This is a genomic window from Ruegeria arenilitoris, from assembly GCF_013030985.1.
Classification (GTDB): domain Bacteria; phylum Pseudomonadota; class Alphaproteobacteria; order Rhodobacterales; family Rhodobacteraceae; genus Ruegeria; species Ruegeria arenilitoris_B.
In genome coordinates, this window is record NZ_WPYP01000006.1 from 254,279 (window position 1) to 270,138 (window position 15,860).

13 protein-coding genes are annotated in these 15,860 nt (G+C 59.3%); 7 read left to right on the forward strand and 6 right to left on the reverse strand.

What is annotated here, in order from left to right; translation table 11 throughout:
• Positions 1 to 91: 91 nt before the first annotated feature.
• From GOX88_RS14180 to GOX88_RS14200, 5 genes are read right to left on the reverse strand one after another with little or no spacing between them, the layout of a single operon-like run.
• On the reverse strand, positions 92 to 1,207 hold the full coding sequence (locus tag GOX88_RS14180) for a mandelate racemase/muconate lactonizing enzyme family protein (protein WP_170402991.1): 1,116 nt from the start codon (positions 1,205 to 1,207) through the stop codon (positions 92 to 94).
• The gene (locus GOX88_RS14185) at positions 1,204 to 2,310 is read right to left on the reverse strand and encodes a mandelate racemase/muconate lactonizing enzyme family protein (RefSeq protein WP_170402994.1); all 1,107 of its coding nucleotides are present in this window, start codon (positions 2,308 to 2,310) and stop codon (positions 1,204 to 1,206) included. The genes GOX88_RS14180 and GOX88_RS14185 overlap by 4 nt, the downstream gene beginning before the upstream one ends.
• Positions 2,307 to 2,885 (reverse strand): dimethylsulfonioproprionate lyase family protein, encoded by a 579-nt coding sequence (locus GOX88_RS14190; protein ID WP_170402997.1) that lies wholly within the window; start codon positions 2,883 to 2,885, stop codon positions 2,307 to 2,309. Before GOX88_RS14190 ends, GOX88_RS14185 begins: the two co-directional genes overlap by 4 nt.
• Positions 2,882 to 3,964 carry an alcohol dehydrogenase family protein gene (locus tag GOX88_RS14195; RefSeq protein ID WP_254443335.1) on the reverse strand — a complete coding sequence of 361 codons (1,083 nt, stop codon included), beginning with the start codon at positions 3,962 to 3,964 and terminating at the stop codon, positions 2,882 to 2,884. Before GOX88_RS14195 ends, GOX88_RS14190 begins: the two co-directional genes overlap by 4 nt.
• The gene (locus tag GOX88_RS14200) at positions 3,964 to 6,417 is read right to left on the reverse strand and encodes an FAD-dependent oxidoreductase (protein ID WP_170403000.1); all 2,454 of its coding nucleotides are present in this window, start codon (positions 6,415 to 6,417) and stop codon (positions 3,964 to 3,966) included. The genes GOX88_RS14195 and GOX88_RS14200 overlap by 1 nt, the downstream gene beginning before the upstream one ends.
• A gap of 68 nt (positions 6,418 to 6,485) precedes the next feature.
• Between GOX88_RS14200 and GOX88_RS14205 the strand changes: the two genes are divergently transcribed.
• From GOX88_RS14205 to GOX88_RS14225, 5 genes are read left to right on the forward strand one after another with little or no spacing between them, the layout of a single operon-like run.
• Positions 6,486 to 7,373 (forward strand): MurR/RpiR family transcriptional regulator, encoded by an 888-nt coding sequence (locus GOX88_RS14205; protein ID WP_170403003.1) that lies wholly within the window; start codon positions 6,486 to 6,488, stop codon positions 7,371 to 7,373.
• On the forward strand, positions 7,370 to 8,458 hold the full coding sequence (locus tag GOX88_RS14210) for an aromatic ring-hydroxylating oxygenase subunit alpha (RefSeq protein WP_170403006.1): 1,089 nt from the start codon (positions 7,370 to 7,372) through the stop codon (positions 8,456 to 8,458). Before GOX88_RS14205 ends, GOX88_RS14210 begins: the two co-directional genes overlap by 4 nt.
• A gap of 19 nt (positions 8,459 to 8,477) precedes the next feature.
• Positions 8,478 to 9,296: a hypothetical protein gene (locus GOX88_RS14215; protein ID WP_170403009.1), complete on the forward strand. Its 819-nt coding sequence runs from the start codon at positions 8,478 to 8,480 to the stop codon at positions 9,294 to 9,296.
• Between the two features lie 17 nt (positions 9,297 to 9,313).
• Positions 9,314 to 10,054, forward strand: coding sequence for a sulfotransferase family protein (locus GOX88_RS14220; protein WP_170403011.1), 741 nt, complete (start codon positions 9,314 to 9,316; stop codon positions 10,052 to 10,054).
• Between the two features lie 17 nt (positions 10,055 to 10,071).
• Complete coding sequence (locus GOX88_RS14225; RefSeq protein ID WP_170403013.1) at positions 10,072 to 10,455, forward strand: carboxymuconolactone decarboxylase family protein; 384 nt, start codon at positions 10,072 to 10,074, stop codon at positions 10,453 to 10,455.
• A 92-nt stretch (positions 10,456 to 10,547) separates the two neighbouring features.
• Here the strand turns inward: GOX88_RS14225 and GOX88_RS14230 are convergent, their stop codons facing one another.
• Positions 10,548 to 11,516, reverse strand: a complete 969-nt coding sequence (locus tag GOX88_RS14230) for a formylglycine-generating enzyme family protein (protein WP_170403016.1) — start codon at positions 11,514 to 11,516, stop codon at positions 10,548 to 10,550.
• A 262-nt stretch (positions 11,517 to 11,778) separates the two neighbouring features.
• Between GOX88_RS14230 and GOX88_RS14235 the strand changes: the two genes are divergently transcribed.
• Positions 11,779 to 12,249 carry an aminoacyl-tRNA deacylase gene (locus tag GOX88_RS14235; protein WP_170403018.1) on the forward strand — a complete coding sequence of 157 codons (471 nt, stop codon included), beginning with the start codon at positions 11,779 to 11,781 and terminating at the stop codon, positions 12,247 to 12,249.
• Between the two features lie 219 nt (positions 12,250 to 12,468).
• Positions 12,469 to 15,780, forward strand: coding sequence for an ATP-binding protein (locus tag GOX88_RS14240; protein WP_170403020.1), 3,312 nt, complete (start codon positions 12,469 to 12,471; stop codon positions 15,778 to 15,780).
• Positions 15,781 to 15,860 lie beyond the last annotated feature (80 nt).

The window sequence follows — 15,860 nt, forward strand, 5'->3', positions numbered from 1 at the left end:
TCGGGGGGTGTGCTGTCAGAGGGGCCAGCCCCTCTCTTGGCCTGCGGCCAATTCACTCCCCGGGATATTTTTGGCCAGATGAAGAGGCGGATCATCGCGGGGCCTCGTAGGTTGCGATTGGTTTTCCCAAAGTATGTTCGTCCGGATGCACGCCCAGACCCGGCGTTTCCGGCAGATGCAGGTGGCCGTCGATATTGCGTGGTCCGCGACCGCCAGCGATATCGACGGTGATCATGTCCTGACAGGCCCAGATGGCGTGGCAGTTTTCGTCCGGGATGGTGGCGGCCAGATGCAGCGCCTCAGTATCGGCCAGAACCGTACCTCCAGTCGCCATCACGAACATGTCGATCCCATGCGCCAGCGCGGTATCCCGCATCCGCGCGGCTTTGGTCAGTCCGCCCACGCGATTCAGCTTGATCCCGAATATCTCGGCAATACCGTCGCGGGCAATACGGGCGGCGTCCTGCAGGGTCACGAGGCTTTCGTCGACAGACACGGGTGAGGCATGGCGGCCCGAAATCGCGGCGATATCGTCCAGCGTTTCGCCGGGTTGTTCGAACATGACATTCAGGTCCTCACAGGCGCTCAGCACGCGCAAGGCTTGTTGCCGGGTCCAGCCGCGATTGACGTCGTAGAGGATGACCTCTCCCGGTCGCCGGATGCTTTCGACGTCGCGGACGCGGGCGATGTCGCGTTCAACATCGCCACCGATCTTCACCGAATGGGCGATGTAGCCGCGGCTGCGATAGCGTTCCATCACCTCGCGGGTTTCCTCGACGGTCTTGGCCCCGACCGAGGAGGCAATCGGGCGCGGTGTACGGGAACCGCCGCCCATCAGATCGGCAATCGGCAGACCCGCTGCCTGACCGGCGATATCCCAGCAGGCCATGTCGATCGGGCTTTTGGCATAAAGGTGTCCAGGCAGCGCAAGGTCCATGGCGCGCTCCACATCCAGCACCTTGCGCGGATCGATGCCGAGGAGGAACGGTGCCATCGTTTCAATCCCGGCGCGGATGCCCGGCCCGTGCGCGGGCACATAAGTGTGGCCCCACGGCGTGCCCTCGCCCCAGCCGGTCAGCCCTGCATCGGTTTCGATCTTCACCAGCGTCGCGTCGAGCGTTTCGAATTTCAGCCGTCCGGCGGACAGCCAATAGGGATGCTCCAGCGGCAGATCGACCTGGAAGACTGTGATGGCCTTGATCTTCATAGGGCAAACTCCGCCATTGGCACGCCGAGGCTTTCGAAATCGGGGGTCACGCCCAGCCCGGGCGAATCAGAGGCGTAGAGCTTACCATCCCGTGACACTGGCCCGCCGATGCCGGTGGACCGGGTGTTATAGTTCATCAGATCGGTGGTGTTCTGCAGAAACTCCTCGGGGGTCGAGGCCGCGAAATGCGCGACGACCGAAGTGGTTATCTCTCCGCCCCAGGTGTCCTCACTGACCACCGGGATGCGGTTTTCCACCAGATAGTCCCGCACCCGCCGCGCCTTGCTGAGCCCGCCGAGGTTCGAGATTTTCAGACAGCAGATCTCGGCCCCGCGATCGGCGACGATCCGTTGGGCCATGTGGATGCCGGTGACGCATTCATCCAGCTTCATCGGTTGTTCGGCCACGCGGCGCACCTGCTGGCATTCCTCATAGGTGCGGCAGGGCTGTTCCAGAATGAAATCCAGATCACGCGTTGCCCGCGCCACCCGGATCGCATTGTCCACGCGCCAGCCCTGATTGGCGTCGGCCATCGCTTTTTCACCCGGTTGCAGCAAAGGCACCGAGGTGCGAATGCGATCGATGTCAGTGACCCAGTCGCCACCGACCTTGATCTGAAACTGGCGATAGCCCTGATCGCGGTAACCATTCATCTCGGCCACCGTCTCATCCACCGCCTTTTGTGGCGCCACCCGGTACATCGGGGCACCATCGGTCAGTTTACCGCCCAGCAGCATCCAGACAGGCTGATGACAGGCTTGTCCCAGAATGTCCCAGCACGCTGCGTCGAACGGAGCCTTGGCGTATCCGTGCCCCTGCACCTGATGGTCCATCAACTGTTCGATGCGCGCCACCTGTCGGGGGTCCTCGCCCAACAGCTTTGGCGCCACCAGCCGCGCCAGCGCCGCCACGCCTTCGGAATGGGCAACCATGTAGTTCTCACCGCAGGGCGTGAACTCGCCACACCCCTGCAGCCCGGCGTCGGTATCGATGACAACAACCGAGGCGATGGCCGTTTCAGTCGCATTGCCTGCGCCCCAGACATAGGCCCCGCCCACATAGGGCAGGCCGGTCTGGTAGATGCGGATGCGGGTGATCTTCATGCGGCATCCATCCGTGGCAGATCGTCCATGCCTTCGCCTCGCCAGAGGACAAAGGTCAGGATCGGCTGGTCGGTCGTGGTCATCGCGTGGCTTTGCCAGCTTTCATGGTGGCGTGTCTGGTTCGGCCCTACAAAGCTGTCATCGCCAGCGACCCGGAACACGGCCCCTCCGGCCAGCGTCAGATACAGCTCCTCGGCCTGATGGCTGTGCCAGTCATAGTGCAGGCCCGCCCCCCAATAGGCCACGTAGCCCCGCAATTGAGTCGAGTGGAAATGACCGGTCGGGCCGAACAGTTCGTAATACCCATAGCGATTGAGGAAATCTGCGCCGACTTCATCCTCGGTATAGGTCAGCTTCCAATGGGCCAGATGTGCGGCGGCCTTGATCGCGTCGGACAAGGTTTTGGTAGTTTCGCTGCCGCCTGCATCGAAATTGCGCACCAGATCGACTGCGGGAATAGGGCTCGATTGTAGTTGGGTTGCCGTCAGGTCCGTGGGCCATGCCCCGAAGGCTGAAAGATCGGGATGCGCCTGATGCAGCTGTCGTGCGGCCTCTAATACGTCGTCCAGTGTCACGGGATCACCACAATATTTCCGGTGTGCTTTTTGGCGATGAAGGCAGCTTGCGCCTCGCGCAGCTCCTCCAGCGGATAGGTTGCGGCAAGGGCAGGTTTGATCTCACCGGCCTCGATGTATTTCACGAGATTTCGCATCACCTGCGGGTCGATCACGGTCGAGCCGGTGAAGGTCAGATCGCGCAGGTAGAAGGTCCGCAGGTCGAAATCGACCATTGGCCCGGCAATTGCACCGGAACAGGTGTACCGCCCGCCGCGTTCCAGAATGTCGATCAGGTTCGGCCAGTAGGGACCGCCGACCACATCCGCGACCACTGTGACCTTTTCATCGCCCAGCGCGGCGCGCAGGTTTTCGGGTGCCCGAGGCAGGATCAGGTCAGGGCCAAGCTCCGCCACATCGGCGTGCTTTGCCTCGGACGCCAACGCGATCACACGGGCGCCACGCCGTTTGGCCAGCTGCACCAGCGCGCCGCCGACACCGCCCGAGGCTCCGGGGACCAGAACTGTGTCGCTGACGGTCACGTTGGCGCGGGTCAGCATCCCTTCGGCAGTGGAATAGGAACAGGAAAAGGTCGCCAGTTCCGCATCCGACAGGCCAGATGTGATCGGCACCGCGTTCGCGGCCAGCGTGGTGGCGTATTCAGCAAAGCCTCCGTCCCGTTCCGAGCCGAAATAGCCGGTCTTGTCCATATTGCCGGGATCGGTCGGATCGCGCAGCCAGCCATCGGTGATGACGCGTTCGCCGATGCGGGCGCTGTCGACGCCCTCACCCACGGCTACGATTTCTCCGCAGATATCGGCCCCCTGAATGCGGGGGAACGTGATCGGGGCACCGCCCCATGTCGGGTCGTCCTCGCCCACCTCTTCAAACGCACCTCCGGTTGTCGCGTCGGTGACGGTTTTCGAGTACCAGCCTGAACGCGTATTGACGTCGGTGTTGTTCAGGCCACAGGCAGCCACCTTGATCAGCACCTCTCCGGCGGCGGGTTCCGGGCGCGGCCAGTTTTCGTGCAGCACCATCTGTTCGAGGCCGCCGTGCCCCATTGTGACCATGGCTCTCATTGTATCTGGCAGAGTCATCACGCAACCTCCAAAACGGCGTCTGTGCGGGGCAGCAGGCTTTGCGGATCATAGGCTGGTTCTCCCAGCACACGCGCCGCGCGAGGCTTGCCGTGGATTACCACCTGTAATTCGGTGCCGGGTGTTGCAGCCTCGGGCTTGATATAGGCAAAGGCCAGGATTTTGCCGACCGTATGCCCGTAGACCACCGAAGCGGTAGACCCTACGACACGTTCGTCCAGCATCACCGCTTCACCACCGTGGCCGTCAATCTCGCCGTCCGGCTCGATCTCCAGATAGGCGCAGATCCACGGCAGGTCGGTGTTCAGCGTTTTGTCCTTGCCCAGATAGTCCTTGTCAGTGCGGGCAAAGCGCAGCACGTCAGCCTCGGCCAGAGTGACCTCGTTGGTCAGCTCGCCCGCTCCTTTGAAGCCCTTTTCCATCCGCATCACGTTCATGGCAAAGCTGCCATAGTCTGTGATGCCGTGTGGCTCCCCGGCAGCCCAAAGCGCGTTGTAGACGTCAAGGCAGGCGGCGTTGGGCATGTGCAGCTCCCAACCCAGCTCACCAGCATAGGACATACGGAAGGCCCAGACCTTGTGACCCGCAACGTCGATCTCTTGCGCAGACAACCAGCGGAAACCGGCATTGGTCAAATCGGAATCGATGCATTGCGCCAGCACGTCTCGCGACCGGGGGCCATTCAGGGACAGGGCCGACCAATCGGAGGACAGAGCCGTGATCTGCACATCCTCATCCGCGCGCTGTTGCGTCAGATGATCCAGCAGGCGTTGCTCGAAGAAGGCGGCGCAGACCAGATAGAACCGGTCGTCTGCCATACGGACAATTGTCGTCTCCAACTCGATCCGGCCACGGCGATTCAGCATATGGGTCAGCGTGATCGAGCCGACCTTTTGCGGCATCCGGTTGGCGGTCAACCGATCCAGCAGGGCATAGGCTTCCGGACCAGAAACCTCGACCTTGGTAAAGGCGGTGACATCCATGATGCCGACGCTTTCGCGCACTGCCTTGACCTCGGCGGCGACCATGTCGTCAGCGGGTGTACGGCGGAAAGAGTAGTGATCGCGCTGTTCCACACCGTCCCGCGCGAACCAGCGGGGGCGTTCGAAACCGTAGACCTCTTCAAACACCGCGCCCTTGGAATTCAGCAGCTCATACAGCGGCGATGGCTTGATCGGACGCCCTTCCAGACGGTTGAAATGCGGGAAGGGGATTTCGTGGCGCAGGCAATAGTCTTCCTCGGCCTTGATCACCTGCCAATCCTTGGTGGCATAGCTGCCGAACCGGCGCGGGTCGAACTCGCGCATTGAAATGTCAGCCGCCCCATGCACCATCCAGCGCGCCAGCTCACGTGTCAGGCCCGGCCCCCAGCCGATTCCGATCTGCGTCCCGCAGCAGCACCAGTAATTCCGCACACCCGGCGCGGGCCCGATCAGTGGATTGCCGTCCGGCGGATGTGAAATCGCCCCATGCACGTCGCGCTGAATGCCCAGTTCGGCAAAGATCGGCATCCGGTTCAAGCTTTCCTCGAGCCACGGCATTACCCGGTCGTAATCCGCATCGAACAGCCAGTTCTCGTATTCCCACGGGCAATGATCATGCCAGACCGAGTTCGGGTTCTCTTTCTCGTAAATCCCGATCAGCCCGCGCTGCTGCTCCATCCGGATATAGCCCGAGACTTTACGGTCATCGCGGATCACCGGCAGTTCCTTGTACAGGTTCTGAAACTCAGGCACCGGCTCGGTCACGAAATAATGGTGGGTCATTGAGGTCATCGGCAGTTGCAGGCCTGACCATTCGCCCATCTGGCGGGCATAGGTGCCACCCGCATTCACCACATGCTCGCAGGTGATGGTGCCCGTCTCGGTCTCAACCACCCACTCGCCAGTGTCGGCCTGCGTGATATTGGTGGCGCGACAATTGCGGAAGATGCGCACGCCCTTCTGACGTGCGCCTGCAGCCATCGCCATGGTCACGTTGGTCGGGTCCACGTGGCCGTCATCTGGCGTGTGCAGCGCGCCCAAAACGCCTTCCAGATTGTAGAAAGGATGCAGTTCGGCCACCTTCTCGGGTCCAACCAGTTCTATGTTGAAGCCCAGCGAGCGACCGACCGAGAGGGTGTGGCGCAGCCAGTCCATCTCATCCTCGGTATAGGCCAGACGGAACGACCCGCAGCCATGCCATGTTACCGGTTGGCCGGTCTCGGCCTCCAACTGACCGGAGTACAGACCGATGTTATAATCGACGCATTTTCCCAGCCCAAAGCTTGAGGTCGAATGCGTGATCTGGCCCGCCGCATGCCAGGTGCTGCCACTGGTCAGCTCGGCCTTTTCCAGCAGAACGGTGTCTTCGCCCCATCCCTCATGCGCCAGATGATAGGCCAGACCGACCCCCATAACGCCACCTCCGACGATGACCACACGAGCGTGGGTGGGCAGATTCTTCTCGGACATGATTTTTCCTCTTCCCGAGTCGCGTTTCTGCTCGACAGGCTAATTCCACAAATGTACCATCGTCAATCATGAATGACACAAATGTATCATCAATCGTTCTCGACCGCCTCAGTCAGGAGTGGGACGCCCTCACCCCCGAGGCGCAGAAAGCCGCGCGTTACGTGCTGGAAAACCCAACGGATGTTGGGGTTTCGACCGTGCGCGAGATTGCCGAGGCCGCCAAGGTCAAGCCCAACACTTTCGTGCGCATGGCGCGGCAAGTGGGGTTCGAAGGCTATGAGGATTTCCGCGCCCCGTTCCGGGATGCGATTCGGCAAGGCGGCGTGTCGTTCCCAGACCGCGCCCGCTGGCTGCAGGATATTGGCAAGTCCGGAGAGCTGGGCGGCCTATACGCCGATATGGTCGGCGCCGCGATCCGCAACATCGAGGACACCTTTGCCGGGATCGACGCCGCGCGCCTGAAGGCGGCGGCCGAGGATATCTGGAACTGCCGCCAGATTTTCACGCTGGGCGTGGGCGTCAACAACGCCAACGCGCGCAACTTTACCTATCTGGCCTCGACCGGGATGAAGCAGTTCCACGCCATCCCCCGCCCCGGTTCGACCCCGGTAGATGATCTGGCCTGGGCCGATGAACAGGACGTGCTGATCGCCATCACCTGCCACCCCTACCGGACCGAGGTGATCGACGCGATCAAACTGGCCCGGCAACAGGGCCTGACCGTCGTCGGCATCTCGGACAGCCCGGCCAGTCCGGTCATCCTGAACGCGCAGCACGGCTTTGTCGTGGCTGCCGACACACCACAATTCTTCCCGTCCTCCGTCTCGACCATCGCGGTGCTGGAAACTCTGCTGTCCTTCGTGATTGCGGTTTCCAGTGACGAAATCGTCGAACGGGTGGAGCGGTTTCACCAACGCAGACACCAACTTGGCCTCTACGCGGAGGAGCCCGAATGAACGCACCCCTGACCCACTCATTGGATGCACGGTATTACACTGACCCAGCGATCTTCGAGCAGGAAATGCAGGGGCTTCTGTCCCGAACGTGGCAATTCGCAGGTCACGTCGCACAGGTTCGGGAAACAGGGGATTACTTCGCGTTTGAGATCGCCGGACAGAGCCTGTTCTGCATCCGTGGCCGCGACGGAGAAATTCGCACTTTCTACAACGTCTGCCAGCACCGCGCGCATGAGATGGTCACAGGTGCAGGCAACACCCGCGTCGTCGTCTGCCCCTATCACGCATGGACCTATGAACTGTCAGGCCAATTGCGCGCCGGCCCGAACATCAAGTCCGTACCCGGTTTCGACCGCAGTGCGATCTGCCTGACCTCGGTCCGCACCGAGGTGTTCAACGGCTTCATCTTCGTCAACCTCGACGATGATGCCGCCCCAATGGACGAATGGTACCCCGGCGTTCGAGAGGAAATTCGCGCTTTTGTTCCGCATATCGACGATCTGGAACCGCTGGAATGGGTTGAGATACCGGAACGCTGCAACTGGAAGGTCAGTATCGAGAATTACTCGGAATGCTATCATTGCCCCACCAACCACCCGACTTTTGCCGAGGGTGTCGTCAAGCCCGAGACGTATGACATTCAGCCTGACGCCGGCGGCGGTTACGTTCTGCGGCACATGACCGAGTGCCAAAGCCTCGACAAGATGACCTACCCCATCGACATGTCGGTGCCCCATGCGGGCGACTATCAGTCGTGGTTCCTGTGGCCGATGTTCTCGTTCCAGTGCTATCCCGGCAACGTGCTGAACACCTATCACTGGCGTGCCAGCGACTCTGATCACTGTACTGTCTGGCGCGGCTGGTTCACCGAGGGCGGATCTGAGAGCGCTGTGATCCGGCAACTGGCCGTGCAGGATCGCGAAACCACGGTCGAGGAAGACATCCGGCTGGTCGAAAGCGTCCATCGCGGCCTCAAATCCCGCGGCTACCGCCCCGGCCCTCTGGTGCTGGACCCTGGCTGCGGGGTGATGTCGGAACACTCGATTGCACGGCTGCAACACTGGATGCGCGAGGCGGTGGATTAATGATCGTGGTGATCCGCCCATGCTGATGCCCGAAAAGTGGCGGCCGGAGTACAAGCTGTTCCCGCATCAGGTGGGCTTCACCTGCCCGCCCTTCGACTTTGACGCGGCGCCGTCGGATTTCCTGCGCATGTGCCCTGAAACGGTCGGCGTGCATGGGTGGATGCTGCATGTGCCGGACTATGTGCACGGGCTGGACCAGCGAAAGCAGAACTTCGGAATGCTCGAGGATTTCGTCCACTGCATGTCCCGCAACGGTGTCGATGTGTGCGGGCAGGTCGGGTCAAACTGGGTCCATGCCTGCGGACTGGGGGTCGAGGGCGTCCGTCAGCATTGCGCGGATCTGTCCGACAAATACGGCACACAGTTTCACATGGCCGGTTACGCCATGGTCGAGGCGTTGCAAGAAATGAATGTAGAAAAGGTCGCGCTGAACGCGGCCTATCACTGGCCGGAATGGTGGCAAGGCACAGTGGGTTTCCTGCGTGAGGCCGGGTTCGACGTGCTCTATGCGGGCAATTTTCACGATCAGGGGTGGTTCGCCAGTCAGGAAGAGGTGAACAGCTATCGCTGGGTCTTTGACGGTGACCTGGCGCTCAAGAGTTTCGAATACGTCGCCGAGCAGGCACCGCACGCCGATGCGATCCTGATCAACGGGATGTGCAATTTCCGAACCGGTCCGAATGGTCTGCCACAGCGTCCGCTGCATCTGGCCGATACGCTGGAAGCCGCCCTCGGCAAGCCGGTGATCGGCCATGACATCGCGCTTTATTGGCGCATCTTCAAATCGCTTGGCCTGTCACCGGCAACACCGCATGGCCAGCTTTTGAAACGGCTCTAGCCCGGAGGTCCAATCCCATGCACAAAATCCTCGCGCTCTGGGCGGTGCCCCGGTCCACTTCAACGGCCTTTGAATGGATGATGCGACAGCGTGGTGATCTGGAATGCTTGCACGAACCATTCGGCGAAGCCTGGTATCAGGGCGAAGACCCGCTGTGGCACCGGTTCCAGCCCGGCGATGTGACGACGCCGGGCCTGACGCTGGACAGCGTGTGGCAGGACATTCTGGCGCGTGCGGAAAGGAGGCCGGTCTTCCTCAAGGACTTTCCGCATTACATCAACCACATGTGGGATGCAGAGTTCCTGTCGCACTTCGATCATGCCTTCCTGATCCGCGACCCGGCAAAAACCATCACCTCAATGTACAAACGCTGGCCCGATTTCGCCGAGGGTGAGGTCGGCTTTCCCGAACAACGCGCCCTGTTCGACTTGCTGACAGCGTTGAACGGCACCCCGCCGCCGGTTATCGACAGCGACGACCTGCTTGAAGACCCACACGCCATGACGCAAGCGTTCTGCGACGCCGTTGGCATCCCTTTTATCGAAGGCGCCCTCAGTTGGGAGGCGGGCGGTGATCCTTCGGCTCACAGCTGGTGGGACGGCGGGTCTTTCCACGCCAACCTTGCGAACTCGACCGGCCTTGCGCCACAGCCCCGCAAGTATATCGAAATCGACGATGCGCCGGACCGGGTGAAACAGGTGCATCGCCGGATGAAACCGCACTATGATCACCTCTACAAACACCGCTTGACGCGCTGAAGCACCGGAGACCCCACATGGCAGATATTTTCGACGAAGACCTTTTCCTCAAAGGGCTGGAACAACGCAAAGGCACGCTGGGCGCCGAATACGTGGAAAAGAACCTCGCGGCTGCGGATGATTTCACCCGCCCGTTTCAGGAGGCGATGACCGCCTGGTGCTGGGGCTTTGGCTGGGGCGACGACGTGATCGACGCGAAAACCCGGTCGATGATGAATCTGGCGATGATTGGGGCGCTTGGAAAGATGCACGAGTGGGAGATTCACTGCAAAGGCGCGCTGAACAACGGCGTGACCAAAGAAGAAGTCCGCGCCATCATCCATGTGATCGGCATCTATTGCGGCGTACCTCAGGCGCTGGAGTGCTTTCGGGTGGCACGAAAAGTGATTGAGGCGGGGTAGGTCCTAAGGACGCTCGCAGCAGGACCAGCATCGGTGACTTCACGGCCGTTAAACTCAGGCTAATTGCCGAACTGGTGATCAGCCTGTTCCGGTCACTTCATTTGCCGAACAACACGAAAGCCGGAATACTGGCTCCGATGGTCTTCGGACCCCGATCCTCTGGAGGCCACGCGAACAGAGTCCATACCCGTGTTGAATGCGCCACCACGGGAAACGCGCTTACAACTCTCTGTTTCACTTTGGAGCAGCCATTCGCTGGATGTGGGCCAACCAGCGTACTTTTCAGTGTAGCACGAACGTGTCTGTTCAATAACGTTGCCGGACATATGTCGAACGCCCCAGGCGTTAGCCGCATACAACTCGTCCACCGGGACAGGAACCATCCGCGAGAGTAAATCGGGACGGGGAAATCCACTTAACCGCTCGGTTCCGAGGCCGTAAAAGTTTGCCTGATCTGACGTTAGTTCATCCCCTTGTGCGAAACGCGTCTGAGTACCCGCACGCGCTGCATATTCCCACTCGGCCTCTGTCGGTAACCGGTAGGCATCAACCCCAACCTTGCCGTTGAGCCATTCAACATATGCCAGAGTGTCCCAATAAGACACATCAATAACTGGGTGGCTGCCGTAAACAGGAGTTTCGATACGTTTTCCGGCGTCATTGATATCTATGATGGTGTTTTCGGGAACATGCTCACCACACCCGCCATCGTTGACGCAAGCCATCCACTGATCGTAAGTGATTTCGTTGCGCCCTATGGCGATGGGAATATCAATCTCAACACGATGCAGAGGACGTTCATCCGCACCAATGGCCGGGTGCCCGACCTCAACCATAGCCAGCTTGCCATCAAGCATGACCAATCCGTTTATCGAGTCGCCGATTGGACCACCCATTTGGAACTCACCAAGGGGCAAGACGATCATCTCAGGGCAGACGTCGCATTCCTGAAACATCTCCAGTTCGTTTACCTGTGTGCCATCAGCGATCAGGTACTGCGCTTGGGTTGTTGTCGCGATGGCTCCCAACAGAATACAGATGCCCGGAAACCCGTACTTCATGAAAATAGCTCCTTGGCTCAAATACCTGATGATATCTGGAACTGACGGTCGATAAACAGGTTATCCAACACTTCAGAATTTCTTGGTTTTCAAACAGCATGTTGTCAAGGCGGGCCGTTTTACTACGCTGGATTTGCGCGTCCTACCCCCTTGCCCGATCCGACCAATCGGCGCACAATATGGGTTCACACACAATTGCGCCCTAGTTGCGCGCCATGACACGTTTCGCGACCGGGACGCCTTCGATGATACGGAGGGCTAAATGACCATTGCGACTCGTCTAAAACATCATCTGGATGCCCAAGGGCTTCCGTTTGACATCGTTCCCCATCCTTATGCCGCGACCGCTGCTGAGTGCGCCGAAGCGGCGCATGTTCCCGGCGACCATCTTGCCAAATCGGTTCTGATCCACATGGAGGAAGGACCTCTGCTTGCAGTTCTGCCCAGCAATCACCGGGTTGACCTGACCGCACTGCAATCGATGATGAACCGCCGTCTTGGCTTGGCACCGGAATCCGAAATGGATGGTCTTTTCGATGACTGTGCGCTCGGCGCGGTGCCGCCTGTGGGCGAAGCTTATGATTTGCCGACTGTTGTCGACAACAGCCTGACCGGGTTGGACAAAATCTGGTTCGAGGCAGGTGACCACAAAACCCTGGTCGAGATGCGCGGCAAGGATTTCGATACATTGATGAAAGATGCGCCTCATGGAGCATTCTGCTGTATGCACTAAGGACCCGGTGAACTCTGGCTGGCTGGTATCGGGCCCAACCCAGTAAATGGTGATAACCCCCTTGACCAAAACCGCATCGGAGTACTTCATTGAGAAAGAAGTACTCCGTACTTCGACAGGACCTATGGGGTATCCTGGAAAGACCAAATAAACAGGGGGATGCGTGCTGGCTGGATGCAGGCAAGGGCTCTGCTGAAGCAGCAAGCAAGACGATCAATAATGTCCAATATCGCGGTCTGGCTGGACAACCACGGTTTGTCCAAATACGCCAGAGCCTTTGAAGAGCACGAAATCGAACTCGGTGATCTGACAGAGTTGACCGACGCAGACCTTGTCACGATCGGGCTTCCTCTGGGTCCGAGACGGCGTTTTATGAAAGCTGTTCGTGCCAGTGCGGACGGTGGGCGTCGCCCGCAAAACACGGCACTCGGCCCCGCCATTGTGGCGGAGCGACGGCAACTGACCGTCATGTTTATCGATCTGGTCGGGTCCACCGAAATTGCCCAGCGTGTCGATCCAGAAGATCTGGCCGAAGTCCTGCGGCTGTTCAAAGAAACATGTGCGGCGTCCGTTGCCGCCTTTGATGGTCACATCGCAAGTTATTACGGCGACGGGATCATGGTCTTTTTCGGATTTCCCCATGCCCACGAAGATGATCCGGAACGCGCGGTTCGTGCGGGCTTGCGGATCATTAAGGAAATCCCGGACATCCAGACCCACGCGAAACTGAACGTCCGAATAGGGATCGCGACCGGGCTGGTTGTGGTCGGCGATTTGCGCGGCGAAAAGATGTTTGAGGACGGTACAGCGATGGGCGAGACGCCAAATCTGGCCGCACGTCTTCAGGCAATGGCCGACCCCGGCACACTGATTATCGCCCCCAGCACACATCAGCTGGCAGGGGACGCTTTCGAATATGTTTTACGCGGCGCATTCAAACTCAAGGGGTTCGCCAAAGAGGTCGAAGCCTGGCAAGTGACCGGAACACGGGAAACCGTCAGTCGGTTCATGGCGCTGGACGATGTGCAATTGAAGCCCTTGGTCGGTCGCGCGGCTGAATATGGGACGCTGAACGAAAAGTGGAAACTGGCCAGCGCTGGTCAGGGACAGGTTGTGCTGGTGTCGGGTGAGCCGGGCATTGGCAAGTCCCGGCTGGTTGAAGAACTGCGCCAAAATGCTTCGGGGGCGTCGCACGCTCAAACCCGGTATCAGTGTTCACCTTATCATTTTGCGAGTGCGTTTTATCCGGTCATACGTCAGTTCGAGATCGTAGCAGAACTTCGCCCCGACGATTCAGACGAAACAAAGCTCAAAAAGATATCCTCGGTCCTGGGGGATACGTCCGACCATGTATTGAAGCTGGCCGCGTCTTTGCTCTCTGTTCCCTTCGAAGACCGGTTGGGACCACTGGATTTGACACCGCAGAAAATCATGGATCAAACGCTGGGGATGTTGCTGAAGATTCTGGCTTCAATGGCTGCGGAAAAACCGGTGCTTCTTTTGTTTGAAGACGCGCATTGGGTTGATCCGACGACCAAGTTGCTGCTGGATCAGATCGTGGATCGGATCAAAGACCTTCCTGTGCTGGTCGTGATGACATTCCGGCCCGAGTTCGACCCGGGCTGGGCACTGCAATCGAACCTTACAAAAGTTGTCTTGAGGCAACTGGATTTCCACCAGGTCAAAAGGATTGTGGACGAAGTTGCCCTGGGTCAGCGCATCTCGGATGAGATATATGAGGTGATCGCCGCCAGATCTGATGGCGTACCGCTTTACGTCGAAGAGGTGACAAAAGACCTGTTGGAATCAGGCGCTTTGATGGAAGACCACGCAGCCCAACCGGTTGGTGCATCTTCTCCGGCAAGCCCTGTTCCCAGCACATTGCATGATGCGCTGATGGCGCGCCTCGACCGACTGAGTTCGGCCAAGGAAGTGGCTCAGATCGGCGCGGTCATCGGCCCTCAGTTTTCCTATCCTCTGATCGCCGAAGTCTCGCGCTTTGGCGAAAAGGCGTTGCGTTCGGGTTTGGATCTTCTGGTTGACGCAGGCATTGTCACAACTGCCGCGACAGACGGTCTGGAAACCTTCAGCTATCGTCATGCCCTTATTCGCGATACTGCCTACAACAGCCTTTTGAAAAGCGAACGGCGGGTCCTGCACGCGCGCGTCGCTGAGACGCTCAATCAGGAAGCCCTTCACATAGGGGATGCCAGCCCGGAAATTTTGGCCCATCACTACACGATGGCCGGGATGAGCAAGCAGGCAATCGACTGCCGCCACCTTGCGGGCCAGCGTGCGGTTCAACGTTCGGCCAACATTGAGGCGAACACACAGCTTTCCCTGGCAATCGAGCAGTTGCGAGAGCAAAGCCAGAGCGACGCCCGTGACCGAAAAGAAATTGAAATACAGATTCTCAGAGCCGGTGTTCTGCGCTCAACGGCCGGAATAGCCGCCGATGAAACCGGCTCAGTCTACGAACGAATTCGGGACCTGTGTGAACGCGTCGAAGAAACCGGGCACCTGTTCCCGGTATTGAACGGTTTGTATTCATTTCATTTGGTCCGTGCCGAATATGATCTGGCCAGGAACGTTGCCGGAGAATTGCTGAAATTGGCGGGAACGACCGGTGAAACGCAGCATCAGATGGTGGCGCATCGGGCAATGGGGGCGGTGCTGTTTCACATTGGTGAACTGAACCCGGCCTACGCGCATTTGAAGCAAGCGCTCGACCTCTACAGCCGGGAACGGGATGGGCATCTGGCTTTTATCTATGGATCGGATCATGCAGCGATCACCTCGTGTTTCCTGAGCCTGGCCATATGGATGCGCGGCGCGCCGGACAAGGCACTGGAGGTTCAAAAGCAAGCGGTCGCTGCCGCCCGAGAACTTGAACATGCCCATAGCATCGCACAATCCCTGACCTATCTGTGCATGCTGCACCTTCTGCGCCGAGAACCTAATCAGGTCATTGAAGCTGTGACCCAACTTGAGGAACTGGCCTCTAAACACTCCTTTACATTCATGTCTGTGACTGCAGTCCTCTGGCGCAGCTGGGTGGATGCCTTTGTTTCACCCGCCCCGACTACGATCCGCGCGTTACGAAACGCGGCGGAGGCCTGGTGGGCCAGCGGCGCTGGAAATTACAGGCCTTTCTTCCTGACTTTGATTGCCGAAGTCACTCTTGAATCAGGCGATCAGGACGGTGCCCTGGATTTGCTGGCCGAAGCGCGCGAACACCAAAACCTGACGAATGAGGGCTGGGCCCAAGCTGAAACGGACCGGGTCTACGCGCTGGCAGTTTCCGGGGATGGTCCCGCCGAAGCAGAGTTTCGTACGGCTCTGAAAACTGCGCAGCAACAGCACGCGAGGATGTTCGAACTCCGAACTGCGGTGGACTACTTTAGACAGTGCAAAGAAAGCGCATCGCCTTCCGCCGCACTTAGCACTGTCTTGAAAACGGTCACAGGAGGAGAGCATACGAGCGACGTAACCGATGCTCGGGCACTGCTTGATGAGGTAACGGCGGGCTAAATGCCAAATGCTCAGAGGCTCATCCAGCCTCTGGATTTCTTCCCCTGGTTGAAACAAGGTTGCCGTACTGTTTCGACAAT